5 protein-coding genes are annotated in these 4,979 nt (G+C 74.6%); 4 read left to right on the top strand and 1 reads right to left on the bottom strand.

The window, feature by feature from the left end; translation table 11 throughout:
- The 4 genes from ABD308_RS33375 to ABD308_RS33360 form a co-directional block, all read left to right on the top strand.
- Positions 1-540 (top strand): phosphatase PAP2 family protein (locus tag ABD308_RS33375; RefSeq protein WP_344343395.1); only part of this gene is annotated, 540 nt, incomplete at its 5' end.
- 268 nt (positions 541-808) lie between these two features.
- Positions 809-1,699 carry an isocitrate lyase/PEP mutase family protein gene (locus ABD308_RS33370; protein ID WP_344343393.1) on the top strand — a complete coding sequence of 297 codons (891 nt, stop codon included), beginning with the start codon at positions 809-811 and terminating at the stop codon, positions 1,697-1,699.
- On the top strand, positions 1,696-1,992 hold the full coding sequence (locus tag ABD308_RS33365; protein WP_344343391.1) for a hypothetical protein: 297 nt from the start codon (positions 1,696-1,698) through the stop codon (positions 1,990-1,992). The genes ABD308_RS33370 and ABD308_RS33365 overlap by 4 nt, the downstream gene beginning before the upstream one ends.
- Positions 1,989-3,098, top strand: coding sequence for a bile acid:sodium symporter family protein (locus tag ABD308_RS33360; protein WP_344343389.1), 1,110 nt, complete (start codon positions 1,989-1,991; stop codon positions 3,096-3,098). The genes ABD308_RS33365 and ABD308_RS33360 overlap by 4 nt, the downstream gene beginning before the upstream one ends.
- 757 nt (positions 3,099-3,855) lie before the next feature.
- On the opposite strand, the gene ABD308_RS33355 is transcribed toward ABD308_RS33360, so the two are convergent.
- A partial coding sequence (locus ABD308_RS33355; RefSeq protein ID WP_344343387.1) for a glycerophosphodiester phosphodiesterase family protein occupies positions 3,856-4,979 on the bottom strand: 1,124 nt, incomplete at its 5' end.

Raw genomic sequence — 4,979 nt, 5'->3', positions numbered from 1 at the left:
GTCCCGCTGGTGATCGCGCTGTTGCTGGTGGTCGGCGCGCACGCCGGGGACGGCTGGAGCGGGGTCGGCTGGGGGCTCCTGGCGGCGCTGTTCTGCGGGGTGGTGCCGCTCGGCGTCATCGCGCTGGGGGTGCGGCGCGGCGCGCTGACCGGCAAGCACATCCGGGTGCGCCGCCAGCGCGTGCTCCCGATGGGGGTCAGCCTGCTCTCGGTGGTCACCGGCGTGGCGCTGCTGCACCTGCTGCCCGCCCCGGCGGAGGTGGGAGCGCTGGTGGTGGCGATGCCGGCCGGGCTGGTCGCGGCGCCGGCCGTGACGGTGTGGTGGCAGATCTCGCTGCACAACGCGGTGGCCGGGGGGACGGCGATGATCCTGCCGCCGGCGCCCGGTCCGGCGTCGCCGGCGCTGGTGGTCGCCGCGGCCTCGCTCCCGGTGGCGGCGGGCTGGTCGCGGCTGGTGCTCAGGGCGCACACGCCGGCCCAGGTGGTGGCCGGGACGGCGCTCGGCGGCGTCTGCGCGCTGGTGTTCACCGTGCTGCGCTGATCCCGTCGCGCGGACGCCCCCGTCGGTGCGTCGCACCCACCCGATCCGCCCGATCCGCCCGGGCCTTCCGGCGTTCCCTGCCTGGTGAATTCATCGGATTCACCAGATAAATATGACCGCATTCACCCTAACGAGGGAAGTTCCTTTAAAGATTTGCCCACGGAACATTAAAGCCAGCATAGTGATGGCGTCTCAGTTGGCTCTTGGAATGGCCAATTTATGGCAAAGGACCGTGCACGTCCCGCACGGGTCCCTGGCAGACGAGGAGATGGCGTTGCGTCACGAGAACCTTCACGACGGCTACGGGCAGCGGCTGCGCGAGCGGATCGCCGCCCCGGGGACCGCCCCGCTCATCGGTGTCTACGACATGTACTCCGCCTCCATCGCGGCCGCGCACTACGACGGCATGTTCGTCTCCGGCTTCGGTTTCGCGGCCTCCTACTACGGCCTGCCCGACATCGGCTTCATCGCCTGGCCGGACATGGTCGCCTTCGTCGAGCGGCTGCGCGGCGCCTTCCCCCGGCACCACCTGCTGGTCGACATCGACGACGGCTACGTCGATCCCGAGGTGGCCTGCCACGTGGTGCGGCGGCTGGAGCGGATCGGCGCCTCGGGCGTCATCCTTGAGGACCAGAAGCGGCCGCGCCGCTGCGGCCACGCCGACGGCAAGCAGGTGCTGCCCCTCGACGAGTACCTGGCGAAGCTGGAGCAGGTCCTCGCCACCCGCACCGACCTCGTCGTGGTGGCCCGCACGGACGCCACCGAGGAGGCCGACATCCTGCGCCGGGCCGAGGCGCTCGCCGCCACCGACGCGGACGTGGTGCTGGTCGACGGCGTGCGCAGCGAGGAGTGGATCCGCCGGATCCGCCAGGTGGTGGGTGACAAGCCGCTGCTGTTCAACCAGATCGCCGGCGGCAAGTCGCCCCGGCTGTCGCTCTCCGAGCTGGGCGCGCTCGGCGTGGACGTCGCCATCTACAGCACGCCCTGCCTGTTCGCGGCCCATCGGGCGATGGACGAGGCGCTCGCCGGGCTCAAGGTGGCGGACGGACGGCTGCCGGCCTCCGCCGGGGAGCGGCAGGCGGTCGGCGTGCGCGAGTCCACCGAGCTGCTGGAGCGCAACATCCCGCGCCCGCAGGCCCGCGAGGAGGTGGGCGTGTGAGGTTCCGAGCCCCCGGCGCCCTGCCGCGAGCCGGTGCGGTCGCGGTGGTCGCCGCCTGCGCCGTGCTCGGCTGCGCCGCCGCGCCGGCGGTGGCCGGTACCGCCGAGCGCGGCCTGGTCACGCTGATCGACAACTCCGAGGCGGATTCGATCATCGAGATCGACCGGACGGCCGACCTGCTGATCGGGCGTGGAGCGGCCGGCAGCGACCACGACGGCTCCACCACCCTGGTCGGCGGTCTGCTGGGCACCGCTCCCGCGCCCCCGGAGTCCGAGGAGGGGAACGAGGAATGACCACGGTCCGTCAGCACCGGGCACCGCCGGCGGCCCGGGGCCGTCCGCCGGGCGGCGACGAGCGGCGGCGGCCGTGGTGGCGCGTGCTCGACCCCTATGTGGCGGCGTTGGCCGGGGCGGTGGCGCTGGCCGCGCTGCTGCCCGCCACCGGGCGGGCGGCGCGCGGTGCGGAACTGGCCTGCGGCCTCGCGGTGGGGCTGCTCTTCTTCCTGTACGGCGCCCGCCTCTCCACCCGTGAGACACTCGCCGGGCTGCGCCACCTGCGGTTGCACGGGCTCGTGCTGGCCGCCACCTTCGTCCTGTTCCCGGTGCTCGGGGCGGTGGTGACCACGCTCGCGCCCGGCCCGCTCACCGAGGAGCTGCGCACCGGGGTGCTGTTCCTCTGCCTGGTGCCGTCCACGGTGCAGTCGTCGGTGGCGCTCACCGGCGCCGCCCGGGGGAACGTCCCGGCCGCGATCTGCGCCGGTACCTACTCCAGTCTGGCGGGGCTGGTGCTGACGCCGCTGCTCGCGGCCTGGCTGCTGGGGGCCCACGCGGCGCTGTCGGCCGACGGGCTGCTGCGGATCCTCGTGCAGCTGCTCGCGCCGTTCCTGCTCGGGCAGCTGCTGCGACCGTGCATCGGCGGCTTCCTGAGCCGGCACCGCCGGGTACTGGCGCCGGTCGACCGGGCCTCGATCCTGCTGGTCGTCTACACCGCGTTCAGCGGAGCGGTGGCGCAGGGCGTCTGGTCCACCGTCACACCTGCGGCGCTGGTCGTACTGGGGACGGTCCTGCTGGTCCTGCTCGCGGCCACCCTGCTCGCCGTCCGGCTCGGCACGCGGCTGCTGGGCCTCGACCGGGCCTCCGGGATCGCGGCGGTGCTGTGCGGCTCGCAGAAGAGCCTGGCCAGCGGACTGCCGATGGCCACCGTGCTCTTCGGACCGCAGGCCGGGCTGCTGGTACTGCCGCTGATGGTGTACCACCAGCTCCAACTGGTGGCCGGGGCCCTGCTCGTCGGCCGCTGGGGCCGGGCGGCGAGCGAGCCGCCGAACGCCGTCGAGGCGGCCTGCGGCGCGGCCGGCGCGGATTCGGCGCCCCCGGCGCGGGCCTCCCCCGGTGCCGTCTGACGCTCCCGGGGCGCGGTCGGCCTCAGCCGCCGACCGCCCCCACCGGCTCGGTGAGGGTGCCCGAGGCAGAACGGGCAACGGGAACGGCGATGGCGGTTCCCAGGGATCGATTCCAGGTGCGAACGGTCCCGCGCGGTCGTCGAGCAGGGCGAGTGCCCGTGCGCGGGCGCGATCGACCTGCCGTGGGCGTCCTTCCAGTGGTGGGTGGACAGACCGGGGCCGACGACCAGGTCCACGAAGCGGTCGAAGGTGTCGATGCCGATCGCCGTCCGGCGGTGGCGGGCGCTCGAAGTTGACGCAGTAGTGCCGCGGCCGCCCGTCCGGGGTGAGGAAGCGGTGCACGCCGAAGTACTCGTGGGAGGTGAAATCGCTGAGCATCACGGTGTCCCGCCAGGTCCAGGGGCTGGTTCCCAGCGGCCGGCGGCGAGGTTCTCGATGCCCTGCCGACGGGCCTCCTGGTCGCCGGTGCGCAGCGAGGCGATCCAGGTGGTCGGGCCTACTGCCCGACGCCCGGGCAGGTGGCGAGGGTGAGGGCGGCGCCGGTCTCGGCGAGGACGTGCAGGGGCGCCGCGGTCCAGCTCCTCCCGGGCGCGCCGTGGCGGTGGTCGCGGTCGGCGCCGTGGCCGTCGATCGGGGGGCGGGAGGGCGGGGTGGTCGACGCTTCCGGGGCGGTCGCGGGAACGGTCCCGGAACGGAGGGGGACCTCGTGCCGCAGCGGGCGGCACGAGGTCCCCGGGTGGGGCGCCGGGTGCGGAGGTCAGCTCCGCGGGGCGGCGTCGAGGACGCGGGCGTCACCGGCGATCAGACGGGCCCGGTCGGCGGGGATGCCGCGCCCGGCCTGGTTGTCGGCCCAGTGGGCCAGCGGCTGGTACTGGCCCTGGCCGAGCATCACGGTCAGGGTGGCGACGGCGTTGCGGTCGGCGCCGGAGGTGAGCACCAGCGAGGCCAGACCGGTCGGGGTGGCCGCGACGGTGAACTCGGCGGTCGTCTCGGCGCGGCCGCCGGGGCCGGTGGCCTCGGCGCGCAGGGTGTGCTTGCCGAGTGCCAGCGCGGTGGTGTCGAGGGCCGAGCCGGCCGGCAGCTCCTTGCCGTCCAGGGTCAGCTTGACGGTGTCGGCGCCGCTCGCCTGCACGGCGGTCACCGGCTGCTGGGCGCGGTCCAGGGTCGCGCCGGCGGCCGGCGAGGTGATCGCCACGGTGGGCGCGGCCGGCGGGGTGGTGACGGTGCCGCCCTGGAGCCAGGCGGCGTTCCAGCCCGCGAGTTCGGCGGGGCGGTTGGTGATGATGCCGTCGACGCCGGCGGCTTCCAGGGCCTTCCAGCGGGTGGCCGAGTCGACGGTCCAGACGTTGACCGCGACGCCGGCCGTGTGCAGGTCGTTGACCACGCCGGGCCGGGAGGCGAGGGCGCCGTCGGACGGGTTGTAGGCGGCCAGCCCGAGTTCCTTCGACAGGGCCACCGGGTCCGCGTCGAGGCTGCCGCGCAGCAGGCCCAGCGGCAGCTCGGGGGCCAGCTCGCGGGTGTGGCGCAGGGCGTCGGTCTCGAAGCTCTGCACGAAGACCCGGCCGGTCATGCCGTGGTCGCGGATCTCCTGGACGATCCGGGCGACCTCCTGGCGGGTGTGCGGGCCCTTGATCTCCAGGAGGAGGTTGCCGCCGCGGGTGCGCAGGTCCTCCAGCTGGGCTGCCAGGCTCGGGACCCGGGCGCCCGCGTAGGTCGGTCCGAACCAGGAGCCCGCGTCCAGGGCGTCGAGCTGGGCGGCGCTCAGGTCGCGGATACGGCCCCTGCCGTTGGTGGTGCGGTCGACGGTGTCGTCGTGCAGCACGTACGGCACACCGTCGCGGCTGGGCTGGACGTCGTTCTCGATCCACTCGGCGCCGCCGC

Source organism: Kitasatospora putterlickiae (assembly GCF_039527695.1).
Taxonomy (GTDB): domain Bacteria; phylum Actinomycetota; class Actinomycetes; order Streptomycetales; family Streptomycetaceae; genus Kitasatospora; species Kitasatospora putterlickiae.
Note: the sequence above shows the minus strand (reverse complement) of the source record. Positions and strands in the feature narration are given on the sequence as shown.